This is a genomic window from Desulfoferrobacter suflitae, assembly GCF_022603395.1.
Classification (GTDB): Bacteria; Desulfobacterota; Syntrophobacteria; order Syntrophobacterales; family Syntrophobacteraceae; genus Desulfoferrobacter; species Desulfoferrobacter suflitae.
Genome location: NZ_JAIBKA010000002.1, coordinates 589,693 through 611,323 on the forward strand (window position 1 = coordinate 589,693; position 21,631 = coordinate 611,323).

General features: G+C 51.6%; 20 protein-coding genes and 1 other RNA gene. 16 read left to right on the forward strand and 5 right to left on the reverse strand.

The annotated features are described in order from the left end of the window. Window positions 1–5 precede the first annotated feature (5 nt). The 5 genes from jag to rpmH all read right to left on the reverse strand — a co-directional run bounded on the left by jag (window position 6) and on the right by rpmH (window position 3,225). Window positions 6–689: an RNA-binding cell elongation regulator Jag/EloR gene (jag, locus tag K1V27_RS05425; RefSeq protein ID WP_258928546.1), complete on the reverse strand. Its 684-nt coding sequence runs from the start codon at window positions 687–689 to the stop codon at window positions 6–8. A gap of 63 nt (window positions 690–752) precedes the next feature. Continuing rightward, window positions 753–2,414, reverse strand: coding sequence for a membrane protein insertase YidC (gene yidC / locus K1V27_RS05430; RefSeq protein ID WP_258928547.1), 1,662 nt, complete (start codon window positions 2,412–2,414; stop codon window positions 753–755). 16 nt (window positions 2,415–2,430) lie between these two features. Continuing rightward, window positions 2,431–2,670: a membrane protein insertion efficiency factor YidD gene (yidD, locus tag K1V27_RS05435; protein ID WP_258928548.1), complete on the reverse strand. Its 240-nt coding sequence runs from the start codon at window positions 2,668–2,670 to the stop codon at window positions 2,431–2,433. Further along, a complete protein-coding gene (gene rnpA, locus K1V27_RS05440; protein WP_258928549.1) occupies window positions 2,667–3,026 on the reverse strand; it encodes a ribonuclease P protein component in 360 nt (119 codons plus the stop codon). The genes yidD and rnpA overlap by 4 nt, the downstream gene beginning before the upstream one ends. A gap of 64 nt (window positions 3,027–3,090) precedes the next feature. After that, on the reverse strand, window positions 3,091–3,225 hold the full coding sequence (gene rpmH, locus K1V27_RS05445; RefSeq protein WP_258928550.1) for a 50S ribosomal protein L34: 135 nt from the start codon (window positions 3,223–3,225) through the stop codon (window positions 3,091–3,093). Between the two features lie 473 nt (window positions 3,226–3,698). On the opposite strand from rpmH, the gene K1V27_RS05450 reads away from it, so the two are divergent. From K1V27_RS05450 to tyrS, 16 genes are all read left to right on the forward strand, one after another. Continuing rightward, on the forward strand, window positions 3,699–4,730 hold the full coding sequence (locus K1V27_RS05450; RefSeq protein ID WP_258928551.1) for a rod shape-determining protein: 1,032 nt from the start codon (window positions 3,699–3,701) through the stop codon (window positions 4,728–4,730). 281 nt (window positions 4,731–5,011) lie between these two features. Then, the gene (gene mreC, locus K1V27_RS05455; RefSeq protein WP_258928552.1) at window positions 5,012–5,860 is read left to right on the forward strand and encodes a rod shape-determining protein MreC; all 849 of its coding nucleotides are present in this window, start codon (window positions 5,012–5,014) and stop codon (window positions 5,858–5,860) included. Between the two features lie 6 nt (window positions 5,861–5,866). Further along, on the forward strand, window positions 5,867–6,385 hold the full coding sequence (locus tag K1V27_RS05460) for a rod shape-determining protein MreD (protein WP_258928554.1): 519 nt from the start codon (window positions 5,867–5,869) through the stop codon (window positions 6,383–6,385). Between the two features lie 31 nt (window positions 6,386–6,416). Next, window positions 6,417–8,339 carry a penicillin-binding protein 2 gene (gene mrdA, locus K1V27_RS05465; protein WP_258928556.1) on the forward strand — a complete coding sequence of 641 codons (1,923 nt, stop codon included), beginning with the start codon at window positions 6,417–6,419 and terminating at the stop codon, window positions 8,337–8,339. A gap of 63 nt (window positions 8,340–8,402) precedes the next feature. Continuing rightward, window positions 8,403–9,518: a rod shape-determining protein RodA gene (gene rodA / locus K1V27_RS05470; RefSeq protein WP_258928557.1), complete on the forward strand. Its 1,116-nt coding sequence runs from the start codon at window positions 8,403–8,405 to the stop codon at window positions 9,516–9,518. 232 nt (window positions 9,519–9,750) lie between these two features. Continuing rightward, the gene (locus K1V27_RS05475) at window positions 9,751–10,176 is read left to right on the forward strand and encodes a F0F1 ATP synthase subunit B (RefSeq protein ID WP_258928558.1); all 426 of its coding nucleotides are present in this window, start codon (window positions 9,751–9,753) and stop codon (window positions 10,174–10,176) included. Between the two features lie 53 nt (window positions 10,177–10,229). After that, on the forward strand, window positions 10,230–10,784 hold the full coding sequence (gene atpF, locus K1V27_RS05480; protein WP_258928559.1) for a F0F1 ATP synthase subunit B: 555 nt from the start codon (window positions 10,230–10,232) through the stop codon (window positions 10,782–10,784). Further along, entirely contained in the window at window positions 10,781–11,332 is a 552-nt protein-coding gene (atpH, locus tag K1V27_RS05485) for an ATP synthase F1 subunit delta (RefSeq protein WP_258928560.1), read from the forward strand. Before atpF ends, atpH begins: the two co-directional genes overlap by 4 nt. Continuing rightward, a complete protein-coding gene (atpA, locus tag K1V27_RS05490) occupies window positions 11,332–12,849 on the forward strand; it encodes a F0F1 ATP synthase subunit alpha (protein WP_258928561.1) in 1,518 nt (505 codons plus the stop codon). Before atpH ends, atpA begins: the two co-directional genes overlap by 1 nt. Window positions 12,850–12,888: 39 nt before the next feature. Next, window positions 12,889–13,764, forward strand: coding sequence for an ATP synthase F1 subunit gamma (gene atpG, locus K1V27_RS05495; protein ID WP_258928562.1), 876 nt, complete (start codon window positions 12,889–12,891; stop codon window positions 13,762–13,764). Between the two features lie 35 nt (window positions 13,765–13,799). Next, complete coding sequence (gene atpD / locus K1V27_RS05500) at window positions 13,800–15,209, forward strand: F0F1 ATP synthase subunit beta (RefSeq protein ID WP_258928563.1); 1,410 nt, start codon at window positions 13,800–13,802, stop codon at window positions 15,207–15,209. Window positions 15,210–15,223: 14 nt separating this feature from the next. After that, window positions 15,224–15,628, forward strand: coding sequence for a F0F1 ATP synthase subunit epsilon (locus K1V27_RS05505; protein ID WP_258928564.1), 405 nt, complete (start codon window positions 15,224–15,226; stop codon window positions 15,626–15,628). Window positions 15,629–15,786: 158 nt separating this feature from the next. Next, entirely contained in the window at window positions 15,787–17,619 is a 1,833-nt protein-coding gene (glmS, locus tag K1V27_RS05510) for a glutamine--fructose-6-phosphate transaminase (isomerizing) (RefSeq protein WP_258928565.1), read from the forward strand. A 439-nt stretch (window positions 17,620–18,058) separates the two neighbouring features. Beyond that, a non-coding RNA gene (gene ssrS, locus K1V27_RS05515) (6S RNA) lies at window positions 18,059–18,239 on the forward strand. 355 nt (window positions 18,240–18,594) lie between these two features. Continuing rightward, a complete protein-coding gene (rny, locus tag K1V27_RS05520) occupies window positions 18,595–20,163 on the forward strand; it encodes a ribonuclease Y (RefSeq protein WP_353740519.1) in 1,569 nt (522 codons plus the stop codon). Window positions 20,164–20,217: 54 nt separating this feature from the next. Then, window positions 20,218–21,492, forward strand: coding sequence for a tyrosine--tRNA ligase (gene tyrS, locus K1V27_RS05525; protein ID WP_353740532.1), 1,275 nt, complete (start codon window positions 20,218–20,220; stop codon window positions 21,490–21,492). The last annotated feature ends 139 nt before the right edge of the window (window positions 21,493–21,631 follow it).

A 21,631-nucleotide genomic window follows, 5' to 3' on the forward strand; every position in this document is an offset into this window, starting at 1 on the left:
CTCGATCATTCCCTCGTGTTTTCCTCGCCGGGCACCGTCTTATGTGACTTTTTTCCTTTTTTCACTGGATAAATCACCACCCTTCTGAGGTTTCCTTCGCCTTTGCTCTTGGTTCGGACGTCCTGATCTTCCTTCAATGCAAGGTGAATGATGCGCCGATCCTGGGCGTTCATTGGCCCCGTCGTCAAGGGACGGCGAGATTTCTTTACCTTCTCGCATAATTGCTGGGCGAGCTCAGTGAGGCTGTCTTCACGCTTGGATCGATAGTTTTCGGTATCTACGATGATCGACACATTCTCGCCGGTTTCCTTCTGGACAATTTTGGAGACTAAATATTGCAGCGCTTGCAGCGTCTTGCCCCTTTTCCCTATTAGAAGTCCGGAGCCATTGCTGATGATATTCAGGTAGATGTGGCCGTTTTTGCTCTCAGACTCTACTACGGTGGGCAAATCGACGTGTTTGAGAATTTCGGAGAGGATCTCCTTGGCACGTTCTCGGGCGGCTTCGGCGGGAAGCTCCTTCGCGCTCACTCTAATTCTGGCCTTCTTGGCTCCGACTATTCCAAAAATGCCTGAAGAACCCTTGGATAGGACTTCTATCTCCAGCTTTTCCGGGGGTAGCTTTAGTTTTTCACAGGCCAAAGAGATGGCGTCCTCGACTGATTTTTCTTCAATTTCCAGAGTTGACATGCTCTCCTCCGTTAACTTTCCGAACTGAGCAGCTTGTGGCGCATTGGGTGGGGGAGATGCGACCTATGCACTACGATTGATCCAGTACTGCTGCACGATGGACAACACATTGTTCACCAACCAATATAACACAAGACCCGAAGGAAAGTTTATAAAGAAAACGGTAAAAATAACCGGCATAAGCAACATCATTTTTTCTTGCCGGGGGTCGCCGCCGGTAGGGGTCATCTTCTGCTGAATGAACATGGATGCCCCCATGAGAAGCGTAAGTACCGGTATTCCCCCCAGGTACGGGATGTCAATTCCTATGTGAAGGCGATCTGGAGCGGTAAGGTCGTTGATCCACAACATAAAGGGTTTATGTCGCAATTCGATGGCGCCGTAGAGCATCCGGTACAAAGCAAAGAAAACCGGGATCTGCAGCACCATAGGTAGACAGCCGCCGAGCGGGTTTACTTTATAGGTGCGGTAGAGCATCATCAGTTCCTGATTGAGCTTTTCCCGGTCATTTTTATACTTTTCCCGCACTTGAGCGATCTTTGGTTGGATTTTCTTCATGACCTGCATGGACTTGTAACTTTTCTGAGTCAGCGGCCAGAAGATGATTTTGATGACAACCGTCAGCAGAATGATCGCGATCCCATAGTTGTGGGTGTATTTGTAGAACCAGCGCAAAACCACCAGCAGGGGCTTGGCAAGAAAAGTAAACCAGCCGAAATCCAGAGCTCGCGAAAGGTTGTTGCCCGCTTTTGCTAAATTGCCCTCTTCCTTTGGTCCCAAATAAAGCCGCAACTGGTAAGTTTTTGCTTCACCCGCCTCCAACTGGAACGGATTGGTCAGATAAACCAGTTGAACCAGGCCTCTGTTTTCATCAAGAACGCGGGGAACTAACTGATATCCGTCCTTTTCCATGGGAATGATGGCTTGTATGAAGTAACTGTTTTCATAGCCGATCCAGTCCATGGGTGGGACGAACAGAAATTCTTCTTTACTGAGGTCTTTTGCCGGGTGGTATTGCAGCGACCCATCCTTGAAGAGTGTAAGCTGAGATTGATTGTAGGCGGTTTCACTGGCCTTTTCATACGGTTCGAAATAGAAGCTGATCCCGAGCTGGTCCTCCAGTCTCTCCGACGACAAGTTCTCGATTCGAATTGATGCATCGACCACGTAAGTTCCGGGGATCGGGTTGAGAGTCTTTGTCAATTTGACTTGCCCCGGAGCGATGGCGGAAAAAGATATGGGTTGCTGCGACTGAGCGGAAGCGGAAAACGGGATCCGCTCCGGAGCATTACTTGCGTAAGGGCGGGTAGCCAATTCCAGGTTGGAGTGATGGACCAGGTCGACGGCAAAGGGCAGATAACCCGACGTCTGGGTGGTCACCATGTCCATTGGGGGGGAAGCCGGAGTCACTGCCTGACGGTAATCTCGCAGCTGAAAAGAGGCGAGGCGGGCACCCGGTGCTACCAGTTTCATTTCATACAAGTTGGTATCGATCCGCCAGTTCTGCAAACTTTGATTCGACAGCGCCAGACGGTCTGTGGGAAGTGATTCCGGCAGCACCTGGGGCGATGTTGCAGTTTGGGCCGGCGCGGTTGTGGAGGGAACGGTTTGCATTTCTTCTTTGGGTTGGCTGGGAGGCGTTCGGTAAAGACCTCCAAAATATAGCTCCCAAAAAAGCAGCACCGCAAGTGACAAAACAAAAGCTACCAAAGCCCTTTTTTCCATACAGGTGTACTCCGTATTATCCCAAAATCTTTTGTTCGTTCGGTTTCACTACGGGATCGTATCCGCCGGATCCGAGAGGATGGCATCGTGCCAGTCGCCATGCACCCATGAGCAATCCTTTAATGGGGCCGTGCAACTGGATTGCCTCATAGGTATATTGAGAGCAAGTGGGAAGGAAACGGCAATGAGGCCCCAATAGCGGAGAAATAGCAAACTGATAGAAGCGGATGAGTGATAGCAGAATAGATCTCATCATCGCTGGGAGTCATCCCCACGGTACAATACTTTTCCCAGTTCCCCAGATATATCCTGCCCGCTCAACCGTTCAGCTCCTGGCCTGGCTACGATCACAATGTCTTTTCCTGGAAGGGAGATGTGTTCCTTGTGGAGTCGAAACCACTCGCGCAGACGTCTCTTCATCCGGTTTCTCTGCACAGCGTTCCAAAACCGTTTTTGAACCACCAGCCCCAGCCGATGGAAAGGCAGGCGATTATAGACGTAATTGACTCCAAAGTGGGCGGTTCTCACATGTCGCCCTTGTTTCTTCACATGATGGTATTGCCTGGATGTCAGCAGCCGCTCGCGGGGTCGAAACCGGTATGCACCTTTCAATGGTCCTTCCGCTGTCGCCTCAAATGTTTTTCTGGCAAGCACCTGGTGCGCAATGAGGCACGAATCAGACGGCAAGACGCTTGCGGCCTTTGGATCTGCGTTTGCTGATGACCGCTCTGCCCGCCCGGGTTGACATACGGACCAAAAATCCGTGGGTGCGCTTTCTTTTGCGATTACTCGGCTGAAAAGTCCTTTTCATTTTCTTCACCTCGTCAAAATGGTAAGTCTGACCGAAAAGCACGAACTTTATTCGATCATTATAGTAAATGCAAACACAAACCATCTTTGATAATCGATCCGACCACACAGTGTCAAGCATATGTTGCGATTCGATTTTGCGATTTTGCCAACTTGGCCTGCTATCATTTGACCCAATTGACGGCCATGTTTATCCATGCGGCCATATCTCATTTACTTCGCATACTCCTCTCCCTGCAGAAATGTTTTGCATCATTTACAAGAGGTGATTCCCATGGGATTGAACTGAATCATGCCAGGGTGCGACTGCTGTGCTCGTTGATAAATTTGTCGGCGGGCCTCCCGGCACATGTGATGCCCCTCGATAAAAACTGAACGGTCTCGATCCCGGGCGACTTAATCATTGAAGATGCAGAGTCTCCGTGCTATGTAAGTAATCCTTTAAGAATCTGCTGAAAGGAGAAAAATTGCCCGATGGTATTTAATCGTATACTGGGCTGGTTTTCCAACGACTTGGCCATTGATCTTGGAACAGCCAACACCCTCGTTTATGTCAAGAGCAAAGGCATCGTGCTTTGCGAGCCCTCGGTTGTGGCTGTTCGAAAAGACGGGCGAGGCTCCAATCGCGTGGTCGCGGTTGGAAAAGATGCTAAGATGATGTTGGGTAGAACCCCGGGTCACATTGTTGCCATTCGTCCGATGAAAGACGGCGTAATTGCCGACTTTGAAGTGGCTGAAGCGATGATTCGCTATTTCATTAGAAAAGTGCACAATCGTCGAGGCTTGGTCCGGCCGCGAATCATCGTGTGTGTCCCGTCGGGGGTTACCCAGGTGGAGAAGAGGGCCGTCCGGGAATCGGCCGAGTCCGCAGGGGCGAGAGAAGTGTATCTCATAGAAGAGCCCATGGCGGCAGCCATCGGAGCTGGATTACCAATCACCGAGCCGGTTTGTAACATGATTGTAGATATCGGTGGCGGGACAACCGAAGTAGCTGTCATATCACTTGCCGGGATCGTGTACAGTCGCTCGGTTCGCGTGGGTGGAGACAAGATGGATTTGGCGGTCCTGCAACACATTAAAAGAAAATATAATTTATTGATCGGGGAGCGCACAGCGGAGCTGATCAAAACGACTCTGGGCAATGCTTATCCGTCCGAAGAAGTTGATCAAATGATGATCAAAGGCCGAGATCTGGTGAGTGGAATCCCCAAGACAGTGGAAATCAATTCTGATGAGGTGCGCGAGTCGATTCAGGAGCAGATCGATACCATCGTGGAGACCATAAAAATTGCATTGGAGCAGACCCCGCCTGAGCTTGCCGCCGACATAGTCGACCGGGGTATTGTGCTCACCGGCGGAGGAGCATTACTCAAACGGCTGGATCATCTGCTGCGTCTGGAGACGGGTTTGCCCATCACACTGACAGAAGATCCTCTTTCGACGGTGGTGCTCGGTTCCGGCAAGGCTTTGGAGGAAATTGAGATTTTAAAGGATGTATTGAGCTAACCTGGGTGGTCCACGCTCTTTTTATGGATCGAATTTATTTAGTGAGAATGTCGCGAGCGAAATAGACACGGTGATGCGATCCACACGATGAAGTGGGCGCACAGTACCAGCGGCTCGCTCTTGCCGGTTTCGCCCTTTGTCCGGGCGGCGTTGTTCTATTGCCGAACTGAAATTCTGGGCCGTAATCTCCTTTAAGCTACGATGTGAATTGACCCTATGGATGAGTCAAAATTAAAGGATGTATTATTTAAGGTTCGCATCAGCCGGGGGAACTCGAGGCTATGATGGAGTGGCTGCGCAAATTACGGGGTGCTTTGTTCCTTTTGGTCCTGTTCAGTCTGTTCCTTTATATCTTTTCGCTCAATTTCAGGCCCCCTGTTCAAATGGATGTTTTTCAGCGTGTTGTCATAGAATCACTCAGTCCAGCGGTCGAAGCGCTGGGATACGTCACTTCCTCCGTGGAAAACGTGGTAAAAGAATATGTCTGGCTAAAGAATCTGCGGCATGAAAACCAGATTTTGCGGGACCAGGTCAATGAATCGCAGAGGACGGTTACCGACTACAAGGAAGCGTATATTGAAAATCTGCGCCTGCGGCGTTTGCTCGATTTTAAAAACACCATTAGGGCGGAGGCGATTCCGGCTCAGGTTGTCCTGCACGATTTGACCGGCTGGTTTCAGACGTTGATTGTGGATAAGGGTTTTAAGGACGGAATTGGGCCGGACATGGCTGTGGTTAATGACGAAGGCGTAGTTGGACGTATTCTCGATGTGTCGGATCGCTACTCGCGGGTGTTGCTCATTACCGATCCTGGTAGTTCCGTTGATGCCATAATTCAGCGCAATCGGGTGCGCGGCATTTTGAGCGGAAAGGATGCAACCGGTTGTATCCTGAAATACGTTCGCGGCAATCTGGATGTGCAGGTTGGGGACCTGATCATCACCTCGGGCAAGGATGGAATTTTCGGCAAAGGTCTCAGGTTGGGCACTGTCCAGGGTATCTTCAAGGATCCCGTGGACCTCTTTCAGAAAATCGAGGTCAAACCCTTGGTACGACTCGCCGCCCTTGAAGAGGTGCTGATCATAAAACGTGAAACCCCGGTTCCAAACGATTTTACATCGACGGAATAAGGGGAAATGACTTTGCGATCCCTCAACAACAAATCGAAGATGCAGCAATTCCTGCTGGTATTTGCTTACACTCTCTTCCTCTTGTTTCTCCAATCTCTGTGGATTTCGCAAATGTCTTATCCTGCCATGCGAGCGGACTTATTCCTGCCTTTGATGTTTGGTATTGCCACAATCTGGCCGCCCCTCGCAAGTCTTGCCTGGGCTTTCCTCTGGGGGTTTGTGGTGGACAACTTTGCCGGAAAATTCTGGGGATTTCATGTGGGATCTTACGTGGTGGCGGTTTGTTTGGTCTATGCTGCGTCAGAAAAATTTGAACTGCAAAATCCTTTGTATCAGATGCTGCTTGTGGGGATTTGTGCAACCGGGCAGTCTCTTGTTTTGGGGCTGTTTTTATTGATTGAACCGCACAGCCTCATAGGAGTATCCGCAATTTGGCAGGATTTGTTAGTACGAAGCCTTTTTATCATGCTGCTCTCTCCGTTTATCATATACCCCGTCAGCGATGGCCGCAGGTCCGTCGTATAAGCGAAGCAGCAATACTCTTCAGGATTCGGCCGTGAAATCTCTAAAAACGAACAGAATAGTGTTTGTTCCCAACGCAAATGATGCGAAAAGCAATGAAAATGAGAACCTGCACCTGGTCAACTGGGAGGCGACCGAAACCGCCATCTTCCAGAAGCAGTACCTGTTACTCATTGGAGTCATGCTTCTGGTCTTGCTGGTCTATACATTGCGGGTTTGGCACCTGCAGGTTCTGCAGGGGGCCAGATATCGCTATCAGTCAGAAAACAACCGCATCAGGCTGGAAGACATTTCCGCACCTAGAGGCATCATTTTTGATCGAAACGGCACCCCTTTGGTTGAGAATCGCCCGGCCTACCACCTTTTATTAGTGAGAGAAGATGTTGCAGACATAAATCGAATCATACAGGATGTCGCCCAATTCTGCGGCAAGAATCCTGAGGATTTTTTGGGTGTCCTTGAGGCGAGCAAGAATATCCCCAAATTTGTTCCAATTCGGCTCCTGGCGGATGTGGATCGAGATTGCCTGGCAAAGATTGAAGCGCAACGGATCAGGTTGCCGGGAGTGATGGTGCAACTGGAGCCCAAGAGGGAATATAAGTGGAATGGAACGGCAGCCCACCTGATTGGGTATTTGAGCGAAATAACCGAAAGCGAATTGAACAGCGAAGCATATCAAGACTACTATGCCGGAGAAAATGTCGGCAAATTCGGAATCGAGAAGGCCTTCGAGAAATACCTGCACGGTAAGAGAGGGGGGCGACAGGTTGAGGTCGATGCAGTCGGCAGGAGAATGCGACTGCTGGATGAAGCCCTGCCTATTCCCGGCAGAAATCTGTGGCTGACGGTGGATGTCGAGCTGCAAAAAACGGCTGAAGCCTGCCTCCAGGACAAAGTTGGTTCCATTGTGGCGCTCGATCCGAGAAACGGGGCAGTTTTGGCGCTGGCAAGCAAGCCCAGTTTCGACCAGGAACAATTCGTGAGGGGATTGACATCGGAAGAATGGCGAAAGTTGAGTCGTGATCCTGACCATCCGCTGCTTAACAGAGCATTTGGGGCAGCCTACCCCCCTGGTTCGACCTACAAGCCTATCGTCGCACTGGCTGCCTTGCAGGAAGGAATCATGAGCCCCGGATCTGCTGTCTACTGCCCCGGCTACTATTATTTTGTTAATCGCAAATATCGTTGTTGGAGGGATCGGGGGCATGGCTCCATGAACATGCATAACGCCATTGTGCAATCATGTGACACCTATTTTTACCAGACGGGACTGCGTTTGGGTGTGGACAAGATTGCCCAATATGCCCGCCTATTTGGTTTGGGCCAGAAAACGGAAATAGGACTGCCGGGGGAAAATGCCGGGTTAATCCCGACTTCCTGGTGGAAAAAGCAGGCCATCGGCGTTCCCTGGCAAAAGGGTGAAACCTTATCTATTGCCATTGGTCAAGGCTTCGACCTGACAACACCTCTGCAAATGGCTTTGGCCTATGCAGCCATCGCCAACGGCGGGAAACTGTGGCAGCCTTATGTGGTGCGCAGGATCGAGGGCAGCAATCTGGAAGAAGTCGATGAGATAAAGAGCAATTTGAAAACTACCATACAGATCGAGGGAAGGCATTTTGAAACCGTGCAGAAAGCTCTTCTGGGGGTTGTCGAGGAAGGCAGGGGAACGGCCCATGGCATCAAGGCGCCTGCCATTCTGATAGCCGGAAAAACCGGTACCGCCCAGGTGGTTCGTTTGGCCGATGGAGTCAACCGAAAACTGGCTGCCAAAAATGCCAAAGAAAAAGAGCAGGATCATGCCTGGTTCGTGGGTTATGCACCCGCCGACAACCCGCAGATCGTGGTGAGCGCTTTGGTTGAACATGGTGGACATGGATCATCCGTTGCCGCACCTTTGGTGCAGCAGGTGATTCTTGCCTACCTCGGGAAGAAGATGGAGCAGCCAGGGCCCTAGTTCCAATGGATGTGTGTCGGCCAAGCAGCGTTTGTTGACCTGGCAATGTGAGGAAATGCCTCTATGATGGACAGGCGGTTAGTTGAGAACTTCGACTGGTGGATCATCTGGACTCTGCTGAGCATCTTGTCGATAGGCCTGCTGAGTCTATACAGCGCTCTTTATCCACAGATTCAGGCAAATCCGACACATAACCTCTTCATAAAACAAATCGTATGGATTTCACTGGGACTGACCGTCTTATTTGGCACTTTGTTGATTGACTACGACCGCCTCAAGTCGCTCAGCATATGGATATATCTATTGGCTTTGCTGTTGTTGGTTGCCGTGTTGTTGGTTGGCAAAGAGGTCAATGGATCAAAGCGATGGCTTGATTTCGGGGGTTTTCAACTGCAGCCCTCTGAATTCATGAAAGGGGTCATCGTGATTCAGTTGGCGAGCTATTTTTCCTCGCAGGACATAGCGCCATTTCCCAGCTTTGGTAAGCTGATTATTCCTGCCCTTTTGACGGGTGCTCCTATCGTCTTGATCCTGCTTGAGCCCGATTTGGGGACTGCCATCTGTGTGATCACCATATCCGCCACTCTGATCTTTTTCATGGGAATTCGCTGGCGCTACATATTGATCAGTGCCCTGGGCTTCGTGCCGCTCATCTGGCCCATCTGGCATCATGTTCTGAAGCCTTATCAGAAGACGCGAATTCTCATCCTGCTCCGCCCGGATCTGGATCCTCTTGGAGCCGGATATCACATCCGGCAATCAAAGATTGCCATAGGATCTGGAATGACCTGGGGTAAAGGCTTCCTCAACGGAACCCAGAACAAACTGCATTTCTTGCCCGAAAAGCACACCGACTTCATTTTTTCCGTGTGGGCTGAAGAATGGGGTTTCGCTGGGTGCTTTGTACTGCTGCTATTGTTTGCCCTGCTGGTGTTCCTGGCCCTGCGGGTAGCGCGCAGGTCCAAAGACCGATTCGGCTCCTTGCTGGTGGTGGGTATGACCGCGCTCATCATGTGGCAGGTGTTGATCAATATCGGTATGGTGATAGGAGTGCTTCCCGTCGTGGGCATCCCCCTCCCCTTTGTGAGCTATGGCGGTTCGTCGCTGGTAACCTTATGCTTCGCTATCGGGATCATAGAAAACGTGAGCATGCGGCGCTATGTGTTCCAATCTCAATGATTTGCGGGGTGCTTCGGCGCGCCATTTCAATTTGTGATTTTTTTTACTTTTCCCTTGCGAACCCATTCAACTTGTGCTAAGAGGTCGATGCTAAACGTCTTTATTGCCGTCACCGCGGCGACCCTGCTGAACGGGGAGTCCAACGGCTGTGGGAGGGCGGCAAATCAATACCTGGGCCCGGGCTGTTATCTTACCGCCTTAGTAGAACGATTTGGGAGCGAGGAAGAGTAAAATGATCAACATTGATGCTACGCTTTTCGTCCAGATGGTGAATTTTTTCATCCTACTTTTTGCCATGAACATTATTTTGTATCGCCCGATTCGTCGGCTCGTTGCTCAGAGAAACGAGCACATCAGCGAACAGGAACAACAAATTTCCCAAGCGGACGCGGAAGCCGTGGCTGCCGGCCAGGAGTTCGAGGACCGAATTCAGGCGGCCCGCGATCTCGGACGAAGAAAAGTTCAGGATCTGAAGGATGCTGCTTACCAGTATGAAAAGGATCTGTTGCAGAAGGCTGGGGAGCAGGCTGGTGAAAAAGTGCAGGAAATGCGCAGCAAAGTTCAAGCGGAGATAGGTGCTGCACGGGAACAATTGAGGTCGCAAGTCCAGGCCTTTGCGATGGATTTGGCCCAGAAGATCTTGGGAAGGAGTATTTGATGGACAAAGAGGACGTAAGGGTGAGCAAAATGAAGAGGGGCTATTTGTCTACTGTGCTCATTGCCGGGTTGCTCCTCGGTCTGCAGGGGTTAGCGCTTGCGGCTGAGGCGGGAGGTCACGGTCACGAACTGAATTGGAAAGATTTTCTTTTCCGCGTGATGAATTTTGCGATCATGGCCGCGATCCTGATCAAGCTACTGAAGAAGCCAATGGCGAAATACTTTGCTTCAAGGCGTGAAGATATCCAGAAGATGCTGGCGGACTTAGAGCTGAAAAAGCAGGAGGCCGAGCAGAAGTGTGCTGAATATAAAGCCAAGTTGGCCGCCTTGGAGGAGGAAACCCAGAAGATTGTTTCCGAATATGTTCAAGAAGGCGAGATGGAACGAGCAAAGATATTGGAGGCGGCCGAACGGCAAGCCGCCTATATCAAGGAGCAAGCAGATCTGTCAATCCAGCAGGAAATAAAGGCTGCCAAGGACAGTCTGCAGAAAGAGGTTGGCGAGCTCTCTGTGACTGCAGCGGAAGAGATATTGCGCAAGAATATGCAGTCTGACGATCAAGAGCGTTTAGTCCGGGACTTCATGACAAAGGTGGTGGAGGCGAAGTGAGAAACTTAGTAATAGCCAAACGTTATGCCAAAGCTCTGTTCAATCTGGCGCTGGAGGATGGGCAGGTCGAACAGTATGGGCGAGAGCTGAATGATCTTGTGCGGCTTTTGGGGGAGCTTCCAGAGCTGGCGGATGCCGTTCAAAACCCTTTGTATCCGGAGGCTGTCAGGAAGAGTATTTTTCACACGGTAGCAGATAAGGCTCAAATGGCTCAGGTCATGCGCAGCTTTATCAATCTGCTGGTGGAGAAGAAGCGCGTCCAGCACTTGAGCGACATAAGCGAATATTATCACAAGCTCATAGATGAACACGCCAACATAGCTCGCGCAAAGATCAAGGCCGCAACACCTCTGGACGACCATGCAATTCAGGAAATTGCGTCCAGTCTTGAAAGCATGACAGGAAAAAAGATCGCCGTCGAGTTCGAGCAGGACCCCGAATTGATCGGCGGCGTGCTCGCACAGATTGGCGATTTAGTCTTAGATGGGAGCGTGCGGAGACAGTTATCAAACATCAAGGAATCTTTGAAAAGGGGTGAGTTAGGTTAATGGAAATCAGAGCAGAAGAAATCAGTCAAATCATTAAAGAGCAGATCAAGGATTACGAGAAGAAGGTTGAGCTCAGCGAAACCGGGCGCGTGCTTTCTGTTGGTGACGGTATTGCTCGCGTTTATGGCGTGGAAAAATGCATGTCGATGGAATTGCTGGAGTTCCCTACCGAGCATGGAATCATCTACGGGCTGGCCCTGAACCTGGAAGAGGACAATGTGGGTGTTGCCATCATGGGTGAGGATGTCCACATCAAGGAAGGCGGCGAAGTCAGACGCACCGGCCGCATTGCAGAGGTACCGGTGGGTGACGAAGTGCTGGGCCGCGTAGTGGACCCCGTTGGCAACCCGCTCGATGGCAAAGAGCCTATTCAAGCCAAAGAGACCTCTCGTCTTGAAGTGATCGCGCCCGGCGTAATTGCGCGGCAATCGGTTAACGAGCCCATGTATACGGGCCTGAAGGCAATCGATGCCATGACCCCCATCGGCCGCGGACAGCGCGAGCTGATCATTGGTGACCGCCAAATTGGGAAGACTGCTATCGGCGTTGACGCGATCATCAATCAGAAGGATAGCGGCATTATCTGCATCTATGTCGCGGTTGGGCAAAAGAAGTCCACTGTAGCGCAGGTCGTTGAGACCCTGCGAAAACATGGTGCAATGGAATACACCATTGTCGTTGCGGCGTGTGCCAGCGACCCCGCACCTCTGCAATACATCGCCCCTTATGCCGGTACCGCAATGGGCGAATATTACCGTGACCGCGGCAAGCACGCGTTGATCATCTACGATGACCTTTCTAAGCAAGCGGTTGCCTACCGCCAGGTGTCACTGCTGCTGCGCCGGCCTCCGGCTCGCGAAGCTTATCCTGGTGACATCTTTTACAACCATTCGCGGCTTCTGGAACGTTCCGCCAAGCTCAACGACGAGTTGGGCGCCGGTTCTCTGACGGCTCTCCCCATCATTGAAACACAAGCCGGCGATGTGTCAGCTTACATTCCCACCAACGTTATTTCGATCACCGACGGTCAGATCTACCTCGAGCCCAGTTTGTTCTTCGCAGGCGTACGCCCCGCCATTAACGTCGGCTTATCCGTTTCGCGCGTGGGTGGTGCCGCTCAGACCAAGGCCATGAAGCAGGTTGCCGGCCGATTGCGTCTGGATCTTGCCCAGTATCGGGAGCTGGAAGCATTTGCCAAATTCGGCAGTGACCTGGACAAGTCCACTCAAGCCCAGTTGAATCGTGGTATGCGCCTGGTAGAGCTGCTGAAACAGCCCCAATACCAGCCGATGTCGGCCGAAAACGAGGTCATGTCCCTGTACGCCGCGACCAGAGGATTCATTGACTCGGTGCCGGTTGAACGGGTCGGTGAATACGAAACCCAGATGCTGGCGTTTATCGAGCGCAAGTATCCCGAGATTCTTACTGAGCTCAAGGAAGAAAAAGTCATTGGCGACAGCCTTGATGAAAAGATGAAGAAGGCACTCCAAGAGTTTGCCGAGGTGTTTGCGGGTTAGGCGTCAAAAAGTGACTCATAGGGAAAGAGAGATTGCATTATGGCAACCTTAAGAGATATCAAGCGAAAGATCGACGCCGTCAAGAAGACCTCACAAATCACCAAGGCCATGAATATGGTGGCCGCAGCAAAATTGCGTGGAGCCCAGCAGAATATGGAGAAGTTTAATCCATATGCGGGCAAGTTCCGGGAAGTGATTCAACGCGTCGCAGGCGGTGTTGAAGAACGTGCTTCCTACGAACTGCTGAATGCGCGCGAGGAAGTCAAGAAGATCGAGCTGGTCCTTGTGACGGCGGATAGAGGTCTTTGCGGCAGCTTTAACAACGGCCTGATTGTCAAGGCAGAAAGGTTTATTCAGGAGAAGCTCGCTGAGGGGCTCGAAGTCTCCTTGACCGCTGGCGGGAGAAAAGGAGCCGATTATTTCAGACGGCGCAAATACGCAGTGCGCAGTCGGCTCACCGGACTGTTGAATAAGCCCAGCTACGACGATGCCTTCAGTCTTGGGCAGGAGCTGATAGGACTTTTCGAAAATCGTGACTGCGATGAGGTTTATGTCATCTATAGTCATTTCGTGAGCATGGTCAGACAGCAGCCGACCTTGATCAAACTATTGCCGGTTGAATCCAGCCAGATTGAGGAGGGTCCGGAGGAGGCGGTTGAATATCTGTTTGAACCCTCGCATGAGGCGTTGTTGACCGACCTGCTTCCCAACTATGTTTACATCCAGATTCTTGAAGCGCTCTACCAGACGGCGGTTAGTGAGCACGCTGCCCGTATGGCCGCAATGGAGAACGCTACAAACAACTGCAAGGAACTGGTTAAGGATTTGACCTTGACATACAACAAGGCGCGGCAGGCAGGAATTACGAAAGAGCTCATGGACATTGTTGGTGGTGCCGAGGCACTCAAAAAGTAGGTGCCACCCGAGTTTCTCAAGGAGGTAATTAGCCCATGAATATGGGGAAAATCGTACAGGTAATCGGTAACGTTGTGGACGTCGAGTTTGAGGAAGGGAAGCTTCCCGCCTTGTTGACGGCCCTCCTGGTGAGCAACCCCGGTTTGAGCGATGCGGAGGACAATTTGGTGCTCGAGGTCGCTCAGCATTTAGGCGACAATGTTGTCCGCACTATCGGAATGGATCTGACCGATGGCTTGGTTCGTGGAATGCTGGTCAAGGATACCGGGAAGCCCATTCAGATGCCCGTCGGCAAGCCCGTTTTGGGGCGCGTCTTGAACGTTGTGGGTAGAACCGTGGATGGTTTGGGACCAGTCGACGCTGAAACCTACATGCCTATCCACCGTGGTGCTCCCGCGTTTACGGAGCAGGATACGTCGGTCAATGTACTGGAGACCGGAGTCAAGGTTATAGACCTGCTGGTACCGTTTCCGCGCGGCGGCAAAATGGGCATGTTTGGCGGTGCCGGCGTTGGCAAGACGGTCGTTATGATGGAGATGATTCACAATATCGCTATGGAGCACGGTGGTATATCAGTGTTTGCCGGCGTTGGTGAGAGGACTCGTGAAGGGAACGATCTGTATCATGAAATGAAGGATTCCGGTGTTCTTCCGCGTGCCGGTCTGGTTTACGGACAGATGACCGAGCCGCCGGGAGCGCGGGCCAGAGTGGCCCTGTCGGCTCTCACCGTGGCCGAATATTTCCGTGATGTTGAAGGGCAGGACGTTCTGCTGTTCATTGATAATATTTTCCGCTTCACTCAGGCCGGTGCAGAGGTGTCTGCGTTGCTTGGACGTATGCCTTCGGCGGTCGGATATCAACCTACCCTCGGTACGGACCTTGGTGAGTTGCAGGAGCGCATCACATCGACGACCAAAGGATCGATCACGTCGGTCCAGTGTGTCTACGTTCCCGCGGATGACTTGACCGACCCCGCCCCTGCGACGACTTTTGCTCACCTTGACGGTACCGTGGTTTTGTCACGGCAAATCGCCGAATTAGGAATTTATCCTGCGGTTGACCCGCTGGACTCGACGTCCCGCATCCTCGACCCCAATGTGCTCGGGGAAGAGCACTATGGTACCGCTCGGGAAGTTCAACAGATACTGCAAAAGTATAAGGATCTGCAGGACATCATTGCCATCCTTGGAATGGATGAACTGTCCGATGAAGATAAACTGACCGTTGCCCGGGCTCGCAAGATACAGCGTTTTCTGTCGCAGCCCTTCCATGTGGCGGAGACGTTTACCGGTGTTGCTGGCAAATACGTCAAGATGGAAGACACCATCAGGGGTTTCAAAGAAATTTGCGAGGGCAAACACGACGAGATCCCCGAGCAAGCCTTTTACATGGTTGGCGGGATAGAGGAAGCAGTTGAGAAGGCCAAGCAAATGTCTGGCGAATAGAGAATGGTGAGCATATGGCGGAGAAAATCTTACTAGAAGTGGTTACACCTGAAAAGAAGGTTTTGAGCGAACAGGTTGATATTGTTGTCGCTCCCGGAGAAGAGGGGGAATTTGGCGTGTTGCCGAATCACATCCCGTTTCTCACAAAAATCAAAGTAGGAGAGCTGCGCTTTCGGGTTGGCGGTGCCGCGCGTTATGTTTCCATCATGGGGGGCTATGCTGAAGTCTTGCCCGATCGGGTGACGATTCTTGCGACTGCTGCGGAAGAAGCTACCGAAATCGATGTCATTCGGGCTAAGGCCGCAAGAGAAAGGGCAGAGCGCAGGTTGGCCGAAGCAAAGGACCGGTTGGAGTTTGTGCGCGCTCAGGCGGCGTTGCAGAGGGCTTTGGCACGGCTGAGGGTGGCCGAACGACGCTAAGCTTTGACTTGATTCAGCCGACATGAGATAAAAAAACCCTTCCGGATGGAAGGGTTTTTTTATTGTGCCGGATTGGCAGTGCTATGGTGACTGGTACGGAGTGGCACTATTGTATCGCTTTTTGACCGGGTGGAGCGCAGCTGTAAAGGAGTGGAAGAATGTGCGGCATTGTTGGGTTTGTGGGGGCAAGAGACGGTGTAAGCATTCTGCTCGAGGGGCTCAAAAGACTTGAGTACCGTGGGTATGACAGTGCCGGGATTGCCGTTGTGGGTGAGCAGCAAGAACTTCAGGTGGTGCGCTGTCAGGGCAAGATTGCTGCGCTTGAAGAGCGCTTGCAGAGGCATCCTCTGGCCGGCGCCACGGGCATCGCCCACACCCGTTGGGCTACCCATGGCAAGCCCTCGGACGACAACGCTCATCCGCATCGTTCCGGGCCCTTTGTGGTGGTTCATAACGGGATTATCGAAAACTATGCGGACCTCAAGAGTGCTTTGGAGCAGGAGGGTTGTGCGTTTTCATCGGAGACGGATACGGAGGTCATAGTCAAGCTGGTCGAGCGGGAGTGGAACCTGGGAAAAGACTACCTGCAATGCGTTGTGGACACTTTGCGTCAGTTGCGCGGGAGTTATGCCGTGGTTTTTCTCAACGAGAAACGCCCCCATGAGTTGATTGCTGCGCGCAAGGAGAGCCCGTTGATTCTGGGGTTGGGAAGAGGCGAATATTTTCTGGCTTCCGATGTTCCCGCAATTTTGCCCTACACCCGGGAGGTAGTCTACCTTGATGATGGTGATATTGTGTGCGCTTCCAGAGAGGGATTTGTCATTGAGAGTCTGGACAGAGGGCGGCGGGAACCAAACATACACCAGATCGACTGGAATCCGGTGATGGCCGAAAAGGCCGGTTATAAGCACTTTATGCTCAAGGAGATCTATGAGCAGCCGCGAGCGGTTATCGATACCTTCAGGAGTGCCCTGGACTTCGACAAGGTGCAGGTTTGCCTGCCGGACCTGCGGTTGTCCAAGGGACAGATTGCCGATATTGAGAAGGTGTTTCTCATTGCTTGTGGAACCTCATATCATGCCGGCCTGACGGCCAAATACATGATCGAGAATATGTGCAAGATACCAGTGGAAGTGGATTTGGCGTCGGAGTTTCGCTATCGCGCACCTTTGATGACGGACAGAACGTTGCTGATAGTTATTAGTCAGTCAGGTGAAACGGCAGACACCAGGGCTGCGCTTCAGGAGGGGCTTGACAAGGGAGCGTTGTGCCGAGCCATTGTGAATGTAGTGGGCAGCACACTTGCGCGCATGTCTTCAGGAGTGATTTACACCCACGCTGGCCCAGAGATCGGCGTAGCCTCCACCAAAGCTTTTACTACCCAATTGGTTGCCTTGTACCTACTGAGTCTCCAGCTGGCGTATTCCCTTGGAAGAATGCCGCAGGAGGAGCTTTCAATACATATTCGGGAGCTTCTTGAAATACCGGGCAAGATGGAAGCGGTCCTGAGCGGGTGTGCTAAGGTAGAAGACTGGGCGCGGCAATACATGCATGCAAAAGACTTCCTGTACCTGGCGCGAGGCATTTTATATCCGATTGCTCTCGAGGGGGCACTGAAACTCAAGGAAATTTCCTATATTCATGCGGAGGGATACGCCGCAGGGGAAATGAAGCACGGCCCCATTGCGCTGATCGATGAGGACATGCCTGTTGTTGTGTTGATGCAGCGCGGAGCGCTGTACGAGAAGATTCTGAGCAACGTGCAAGAGGTGAGAGCTAGAGGCGGGCAGATAATTGCTTTGATCGAAAGGGAATCAGACGCGAAAGTCGGGGGGGAGGACGATCAGCTGGTCCTCCCCGAGGCTTCTCCGTGGCTAAGTCCCCTGCTTTTCACGTTACCCCTGCAATTGCTCGCATATCACATTGCTGCGTTGCGCGGAACTGATGTGGATCAGCCGCGAAATCTGGCCAAAAGTGTTACCGTGGAGTAGCATGGGACGATTCAGAGATTCACCTTGACTTATGTCATTTTTTCTGAGTAAAATGCTCTCGTTAGTGGATTTTGATGTGATTTTAGGTGCTTGTCGATTGAATAGTGTTGATCAAGCTGCGCGCCGGGCTCTTATAGAAGGTGCAAAACCGGCAAACAAAAGAACCGTTGCGGCTTTGAAAATATCGCACGGAAAAGCTCAGTGTAGCTGATATAGTCGTGCTCTATGACTGTGGCGTGGGTTGGACTCTGGATAAACTGTTACGTTTCGTGGCCTCCGTAGACAAAATGTTAATTCCTGTTGTCAGTATTGCGTATGGCTTTATAATGTATTTGATGCTAGTTGATCCCTGCCCTTGTTGAAGGTTTTGTTACTATCAAAAGGGCAAAGAGTTCTTTAAGAAGGCAGTTTATCCGGTGTTCTTAGTCAAGTGCCGTTTTCGCCCCTGCGGTGTTCGTGATTGGTGGAAAGTGCCTGATCCAACAGCAACTAAACGGGGAGCTCTCTCTTGCGCCGGTGTGCAAGTCAGAATCATGAATTGCCTAAAGGCGTAACGGAGCACCCACTTTTTATTATTCGGTTCAAGACCGACCACCGACACGGCACAAAGCGGGGGCTTTGAAAGCGAATACTGGTCTAGCCCATGCATTTACCTTCCATGCGAGCTTTTCCTTGAAGTTCAATCACCTATCGTATTGTCAAGCCATCTAATTTCATCCATCAAAAGCCAATACCGGAAACCTGCTCGGGGCTTGCGGCTCGATGCTGAGTCCGCGGGATAGCTGGGAAGGTCTGTGTGTCAGCCTTGCGAGCCGGATCAAAGTGGTAATACCGGGGGTGGGATCGCACATTTTGGGGATTCCCGTCATCGTGGGCAGTCGGTTTTTCTGTGCATGAAGAGAAGACAGACGGATTTGCTGAACTCGTTTGAACAAATCGTTCGAGTCGGCATGGTGTTCTGAAAGAAAGGAATAGATGGTGATGGGCTATGTTTCTGGTGCCGTAGTTTTTTTGGTCGGTTTATTGGGAGGGGTTGGCCTGGGAATTGCCTGCCGGCAGTACTGGGTGGAAAAAAGAAATAGACAAACACGGGAGCAGGCCGCCAGTGTAATCGCCGAGGCGCGCAAAGAAGCCGAAACCATCAAAAAGGAAGCAATCCTGCAAGCCAAGGATACCCTTTTCCAGATGAAGGCCGAGTTCGAGCGCGAAAGCAAAGAGAGTAGAAAAGAATTTCAAAATCTGGAAAAGAGGCTGCTGCAGAAGGAAGAAAACCTCGATAAGAAATCCGAAGCGTTGGATAAGCGAGAGACGACCATCGGCAAAAGAGAGAAGCTCATTTTGCAGCAGGAAAAGGAGATTGGCGATAAGGAAAAAGAGCTCGATGCGATTATGGATGAGCAGAGGAGGCGTTTGGAAAATCTCTCGGGAATTTCTTCACAGGAGGCGAAGGAAATGCTCATTCGAATGGTCGAAAACGAAGCACGGCATGAAGCTGCACTGATGGTCAAAAAGATTGAGACGGAGGCGCGTGAGACATCGGATAAGAAGGCAAAGAACATCATAGCGTTGGCTATCCAAAGATATGCCGGGGATTACGTTGCTGAAAAAACCGTCTCAGTGGTGAACCTGCCAAATGAGGAAATGAAGGGCAGGATTATTGGGCGTGAAGGTAGGAACATTCGGGCAATAGAGGCGTCGACCGGCATCGATCTGATCATTGACGATACTCCGGAGGCGGTGATTCTGTCGGGGTACAATCCAATTCGGCGTGAAGTCGCGCGGGTGTCCTTGGAGCGACTCATATCCGATGGTCGTATTCATCCGGCACGGATTGAGGAAATCGTTGAAAAGGTCAATTTGGAAGTGGAAAATTCAATCCGGGAAGCCGGCGAACAAGCCGCTTTTGATGTGGGGGTCCACGGAATTCATCCCGAGATCATAAAGCTTCTGGGGAAACTGAAGTACCGCACCAGCTATGCCCAAAATGTTCTCCAGCATTCCCGGGAAGTGGCGTTTCTTTGCGGAATAATGGCCGCGGAATTGGGCCTTAATGAAAAACACGCCAAGCGTGCAGGGCTGCTGCATGACATAGGCAAGGCGATAGATCACGAAATGGAAGGCCCGCATGCCATCATAGGAGCTGACCTGGCCAAAAGGTACGGCGAGTCCCATGTGATTGTGCATTCAATCGCTGCGCATCATGAAGATGTGCCGGCAGAAGACATCTTGGCAATTCTTGTTCAGGCGGCTGACGCCCTTTCGGGTGCAAGGCCCGGCGCCCGCAAGGAGCTCCTGGAGACTTACGTCCGGCGCCTTGAGGATCTGGAAAGGATTGCCTCTTCTTTCTCCGGCATCAACAAAGCGTACGCCATCCAAGCTGGAAGAGAGCTGCGAATCATTGTTGAAAGTGACATGGTCAGTGACTCCGAGGTTGTCCTTTTGAGTCGCGATATTGCCAAGAAGATAGAGAGTGAGTTGAGCTATCCCGGGCAAATAAAGGTTACGGTTATCCGCGAGACCAGAGCTGTTGAATACGCAAGATAGGGATGGATCTGGTCCAGGTGCTGAAGGTACGGAAGGAGGAGAGTCTTGCCTGAACTGGCTAACGTATATGAGGTGTTGGATTCGAGAGGCTTTGTGGCCCAATCGACGGATCCCGAAGCAATCAAAGAGCACTTGGAGCAACCGAGAACATGCTATATTGGATTTGACCCCACCGCTGACAGCCTCCACATAGGAAGTCTGGTGCCGATACTCGCCCTTGTGCACATGCAGCGCCATGGACATCGCCCCATTGTACTGGTCGGAGGAGGTACGGGTTTGGTCGGAGATCCCAGTGGCAAAACCGAGATGAGGAAGCTGCTCGATATCAAGCAAATTGAGGGCAATGTGGCAGCCCTCAAAAAACAGCTCTCGCAGTTCCTGGATTTTTCCGCTGGAAGAGCACTGCTGGTGAATAATGCAGAGTGGCTGCTATCCCTTGGATATATAGAGTTTTTGAGGGATATCGGTAAGCATTTCAGTGTGAATCGCATGCTGGCGGCGGAAAGTTATAAGCTGCGTCTTGAAACCGGGCTCAACTTTATAGAATTCAATTACATGCTCCTCCAGGCTTATGATTTCTATTACCTGGCCAAGCATTATGATTGCTTTGTGCAGATGGGCGGCAACGATCAGTGGGGCAATATCGTCGCAGGCATAGACCTGATACGTCGCAAGAAAAAGGACATCGCTTTCGGCATTACGTTTCCTCTGACGACGACCGCGTCCGGGGCTAAAATGGGAAAAACCGCCTCTGGTGCCATTTGGTTAAGCTCCGAGAAGACATCCCCGTTCGACTTTTTTCAATACTGGGTGAATACGGATGATCGGGATGTCGAGCGCTTTCTGAAGCTCTATACCTTCCTCCCCCTGGAGGAGGTGGAGAGAGTGCAAGGCCTTGAGGGACAGGAACTCAATGCTTGCAAGACAATTCTTGCCTACGAAGTGACTGCGCTGACGCATGGCGTGCGGCAGGCCAGGGCTGCTTACGAGGGGGCGACGGGAGTGTTCGGGCAGAGGCTGCTGCCGCAAGATCTGCTTCCCTCGAGCACGATCCCACGGACCATTGAGCAAAAAGTCGAGGCTGTGCCGACTACGTTGCTGAGTAGGGAGAGACTGAGGGATGGCATACCGGCTTTTCAGCTGTTCTTTGAGGTCGGGCTGTGTAGCTCCAGAAGCGCGGCCAGGCGGCTCATTCAGCAGGGTGGTGCGTATGTGAACGATGAGCGGGTGAGGCAATTCGACGCACCGGTCGGAGCGGCCCACCTGACTGAAGAGGGCATCATGCTGAAAGCCGGAAAGAAGAAGATTCATTGCGTTCGCAGCGCATAAAAAATCCATTTAAATGAATTTAAGGCTTGACGGCTCCAACGGGGTTTGATACATACCCAGAACTTTCGGCGGCGGTAAAAACAGTCAAGAAAAAAAGAAGTTGACAACAAAAGGCCGCCTGGATATACTAAGTTGGGTT